General features: G+C 69.6%; 2 protein-coding genes. Both read right to left on the bottom strand.

Annotation, left to right across the window (positions count from 1 at the left end):
* Window positions 1-138: 138 nt before the first annotated feature.
* Complete coding sequence (locus B4M60_RS13055) at window positions 139-1,494, bottom strand: hypothetical protein (RefSeq protein ID WP_291084758.1); 1,356 nt, start codon at window positions 1,492-1,494, stop codon at window positions 139-141.
* Between the two features lie 20 nt (window positions 1,495-1,514).
* Window positions 1,515-2,207, bottom strand: a complete 693-nt coding sequence (locus tag B4M60_RS13050; protein WP_291084755.1) for a methylamine dehydrogenase light chain — start codon at window positions 2,205-2,207, stop codon at window positions 1,515-1,517.
* Between the last annotated feature and the right edge of the window lie 62 nt (window positions 2,208-2,269).

Here is a 2,269-nt window from a genome sequence, read left to right as displayed (position 1 = left end):
TGACCGCGGACGTGACCGCCTTCTCCGCACCACAGGCGGCCATGGCCAGCCCCACGCCGCCCATACCGAGGGCGGCGAGGAATGCCCGGCGGTTGACGTCGGGGGCCAGGGGCGGCAGGACACCCGTGGTGCGCCGCATCAGCCGGCCATCCGCTCAGGTGCCGTGAGGCCGCTCACGCCGTCCCAACCGCCGAAGCCGGTGATGGTCGCGGTCGAGACGATCTCACCGTTCGCGGGGTCGACGCCCACGACGGTCGGCAGGTCCGTGCCCTCGTCGTCGCCCTCGCCCGCCGTGGTCCCCAGCACGTAGAGGACCGAGCCGTCGAGGTTGTACGACGTCGAGTCGATGGAGTCCAGCCCCAGCTTCTCGAGGTCGAGGTTCCGGGTCTCCTTCGCCCCGTTCACGTCGAACAGCCGGACGCTCACCACGTCACCGCCGTTGGCCGAGTGGGGGTGGATCTCCGTGTCGGTGTACTCCACGAAGAACTGCTCGCCGTCCGGACGGATGGCGTTCTTGTAGAAGCGGCCACCGTCACGCCCGACGTTGCCGATGGGCGCCACCTCCTCGGTGGGCAGGCCGTTCGAGAAGTCGAACAGGTAGACGTCGCCCGCCTCGTTGACGAGGAACCCGGACCGGATCTCCTCGGCGAAGTGGGCCTCGCGGGCCGAGGTGAAGTCCTCCGGGAGGACCTCCGCCCGGGCGGTCTCGCTGATCCGGCCGTCGGAGTCGATCGTGAGCTCGATGAGCTCGCCCGAGTTCTCGCAGACCGAGTAGATCTTGTCCCCGACCGGCCACGTGAACGGTCCGCACCCGAGGATCTGGGTCTCCCCGGAGAGCACGCCGCGGTCGAGGTCCACGACGCGTGGGCCGAAGAGTTGGTCGTCCCACGAGGCCAGGTACCTACCCTGGCTGATGGTGTGCGAGCCCTCGCGGGAGTGGAACCGCACGTGCCTGGGGAGGAGGACCTCCGCGGGCTCGAGCAGGTTGCCGGAATACGTCGAGACCGTGAAATCGGACTGGCCGCGCGAACCGCGGGGCGCCCACACCTCGAACGCCACCGCCTGGGGCTCGGAGGCGTCGTCGGTGGTGAACACGTGGACCACGTCGTCCCAGATGGCGTGCCCGGTGGTGATCCGGGTCTTGACCACGCCGTCGACGGGGTCGAACGCCGCGTAGACGGTCTCGTTGTCCTTGCGCTCGGTGGTGATCATCCAGTCGGCACTGATCGGCGTGACCGCGGCGGTGTACGGCCGGTTGGGGTCGGATCCGACCCCACCGAGTTCCTGGTCGTCGTCGCCCAGGGCGGCGTTCGACGGGGGTGCGGTGACCTCGGGGACGTTGGGGAACTCGTAGGTGGTGGCCACGCCGTTGGCCACGTCGAACTCGTCGACGGTCTCGGTGGTGTCGCTGCCCGAGGAACAGCCCACGAGCATCAGGGCCGTGGCGGTGGCGATCGACAACCCGGCCAGCCGGGTGGTGGTGAACATCGTCATCAGGTGTCCTTTCCGGCCGGTCAACGGGAGCCGGCGCCGACGCGGGGCCGGGTCGCGTTGTTGGTCTGGCAGTCCTCGCCGATGATCGGCGCGAGGGTGCAGGTGTAGGACTGGGACTCATCCGAGACGCACCAGATGATCTCCTGGTCGAAGCTGCCGGCGACGGGGTTGTACATGACCGCCTGGGCGTCGGGTTCACCGCAGAACGTGCTCGCGCAACCGGGCGCTCCACAGCAGTCGTAGTAGGCGATGAGGTAGGTCTTGCCGTTCTCGGGATGGGTGCAGCACCCGACCCAGTACTCGGCACCCGGCCTGGAGCCGGGGGCACAGGTGGAGACACCGCCGCCGGCGCAGGCCGGGCACGGGTAGCCGTCCATGTTGCACCAGCGCCAGTAGTTGCACGCCGTGGGATCCTTGCCGTCATAGGTGGGCAGGAGGTCGTCGCCCGCCCCGAAGGGGGTCACCCGGGCGCCGCCGGCGGCGGGGGCCGCCTGGGCCATCGCCTGCGGGTCCCGCGTCACCGGCAGCGCGCCGACGACCGCGATACCGGAGACGCCCATCGTCCACTTGGCCATCTGGGACAGGACGGATCGGCGGGAGGTCCGCTCGGACAGTCGCCGCGACACCCTGCTCAGGGGGGTTCCTCCCCCGCCTGCCAGCCACTGGGCGTGCTCGGAGAGTCGGCGTTGGTCGGAATCGTCGATGTGGTCCACGGTGTCTTCCTTTCGAATCGAGGGTGGTGATCTGATCGCGATGCGTCCCGCGGCTCGCGCCG

Origin of the sequence: Dietzia sp. UBA5065, assembly GCA_002415925.1 — a bacterium.
Classification (GTDB): Bacteria; Actinomycetota; Actinomycetes; order Mycobacteriales; family Mycobacteriaceae; genus Dietzia.
Note: the sequence above shows the minus strand (reverse complement) of the source record. Positions and strands in the feature narration are given on the sequence as shown.